Consider the following 2,191-nt stretch of genomic DNA (forward strand, 5'->3'; position numbering starts at 1 on the left):
TGCACGAGCACCCGCGTGCACACGAGACCCCCGAGGCCCCCCACCTCTGCAACGCCCGAGCGCGCCGGGGAGGTCCGGGGGCGTCGGCGCAGGTAGGACGCGTGGCAGCCCGCTACAGCAACGCCTGCTGCCACGCATGGTGCAACGCGTCGCGCCTACAGGTCACCGACTCCCTCACCGGGAGTCGAAAGCGCGCGCGCCGCAGCGCGCCGGGCGCGGAGAGGACCGGGCGAGGGCGGGGCGTGGGCAGGGCTTGCGGGGCTAACCCCGCCGCGTCGCACTGTGCTGCCCAGCAGCCGGAACCGCCCTCCCACGAGCCCCGGCCGCCCCGTCCGCCAACACCACGACATCGAGGGGGAACCCATGACCACCGCACCGCAGCCCCAGAACCCGAACCCCATCCCGGCTGCGCCCATCCCGGCTGCGCCCACCCCGGTGCCCGTTGCGGTCCCGCCGGCGTCTCCCGGGCCGTCCGTGCTGAGGGTGTCTGCCGTGTCCGTCGTCTTGCACCGTGGCCGTCATGGCGCTCTGCGCCGGAGCCGGCCTGGTGGTTTTCCTCCGGCCCGGAGCCATGGCCCCGCTCACGGCCGCGCTCGGAACGGCCGGGTTCGTGGTCGCCGCAGCGTCCCCGTTCATCACTGCCGCGCTCGCCCGCCGGCAGCGCTGAACGGCCGTTTCCCCGCCGGGGGCCCCGTGAGCGCGCTTCTGCCGCCCTCGGGCCCCCGTTGCCCGGTGTTGGGCCGCGTGGGGCTGCCAGACCGCCGCACAGCGGCTCCTGGGGCGGTCCGGTCCGCCTCCCGGACCGCCTCTCGGCTTGACCTCCCAGGGGTCCGGGTTGTCTGTTTTTCTCGGCGCGGCGCGGCGCCCGCCCGCTGCCCCGCGCGGCGGGCCGGGCGGGGACGGATGTCATGCGGGCGGTGCGGGCGGGGTGCCCCGTCGCCTCTGGGTGCGGCGGAGGTGTCGGTGGGCGCGGTGGTCGGTCCACCAGGTGAGGCGGTCGGGGGAGTCCTGCGGGAACAGGGTCTGGACCGACGTCGCGGCGAGGGCCAGGACGAGGCAGATGATGGTGCTCCACCAGGGTGCGCCGGCCATGACGGTCGCGAGGCCGGACACGGCGGTGACGGACGCGGGCACGAGGTTGGTTGTGACGGGCACGGCTCAGGCCTCGTTTCCGTTGTCGTGGGCACTGCGCCCGGGACGGGGGTGATGGTGGGTCATGGCGGTTCTCCTGTGGGCAGCGGGCACCCGTGGGTGCGGGTTCACGCCGGAGAGGGCCGAAACGACGCCGTGCCGTCTCAACCACCCCTGTGGCGTGCGATGTTGCCCCTACAGTGACCGTTGGGTCTGGTGGTGGGCGACTGCGCCAGGAGAACTGTTTCCGGTGCGGTCCGGCACCGGGAATTCGGTGAGGGGGAGCACAGGTGACACACAACGGGGGCGAGGGTGGCGGGGACGGGGTTCTCGCACGCCGGCAGGCGCGTGAGGAGAGGGACCGGCTGAAGGCCGCCTTCGGTGCCCGGCTGAAGGTCTTGCTCGACTTGACGGGCTTGTCCTCGCGGGAGTTCGCGGCCCGGTTTCCCGCTTACAAGGACTCCACCGTCCGCAAGTACACGCTCGGCACGAACCTCCCGCCGTGGGACTTCCTGAACGACCTTCTCACCGAGGTGTCCCGCCGCACCGACGATCCTGCCGCCCCGCAGCGCCGCACCGAGCTGTTCACCGCCTACCGCACCGTCCTGATCGACACCGGCGCCGACATCCGCGGCAGCGACCAGAACTCCCTCCTGCTGCGCCTCCTGGACGGCGAGGAAGCACTGCGCCGGCTCCGCGAAGAGCTCACCGAGGTCCGCGAACGGGAGAACCGGCTCCGCCTGGACCTGGAGGAGGAGACCCGCCGGGCGGGGGCCTCACCGGCCGACCGGGAACGGCGGCACCGGCTCGAGGACGAGAGCCGGGCGCTCGCGGCACGCCGCACCGAGCTGGTCCACCGCCGCGGAACCCTGGTCGCGGAGCTGGACGACTGCCGGGGACGTTTGGCGGTGATGGAGGCGTCCGACGGGGCTTCTACCGGCCTGGTCCCGGCGGGAACCGGAGCCGGTGCGGGGGTGAACCAGCCGCCGGTACCGCTCCTGCCTCCCGAGGCGCCGGACCCGGCGAAGGCGGGCCGCCGTCGGCGCGTCCTGCTGCTGAC

3 protein-coding genes are annotated in these 2,191 nt (G+C 74.0%); 2 read left to right on the plus strand and 1 reads right to left on the minus strand.

Annotated elements, in window-relative coordinates; genetic code table 11:
• Nucleotides 1–520 precede the first annotated feature (520 nt).
• The gene (locus tag ABZ371_RS31960; protein WP_358686297.1) at nucleotides 521–667 is read left to right on the plus strand and encodes a hypothetical protein; all 147 of its coding nucleotides are present in this window, start codon (nucleotides 521–523) and stop codon (nucleotides 665–667) included.
• A gap of 239 nt (nucleotides 668–906) precedes the next feature.
• On the opposite strand, the gene ABZ371_RS31965 is transcribed toward ABZ371_RS31960, so the two are convergent.
• On the minus strand, nucleotides 907–1,155 hold the full coding sequence (locus ABZ371_RS31965) for a hypothetical protein (RefSeq protein WP_358686299.1): 249 nt from the start codon (nucleotides 1,153–1,155) through the stop codon (nucleotides 907–909).
• 266 nt (nucleotides 1,156–1,421) lie between these two features.
• On the opposite strand from ABZ371_RS31965, the gene ABZ371_RS31970 reads away from it, so the two are divergent.
• Nucleotides 1,422–2,191 (plus strand): hypothetical protein (locus ABZ371_RS31970; protein WP_358686302.1); only part of this gene is annotated, 770 nt, incomplete at its 3' end.

The sequence above is a fragment of the Streptomyces sp. NPDC005899 genome (assembly GCF_040629645.1).
In the GTDB taxonomy this organism is placed as follows: Bacteria; Actinomycetota; Actinomycetes; order Streptomycetales; family Streptomycetaceae; genus Streptomyces.

Bases quoted from the DNA above. Each gene is read 5' to 3' on its own strand.
- ABZ371_RS31960 (WP_358686297.1), top strand. From the start codon at position 521: ATGGCGCTCTGCGCCGGAGCCGGCCTGGTGGTTTTCCTCCGGCCCGGA.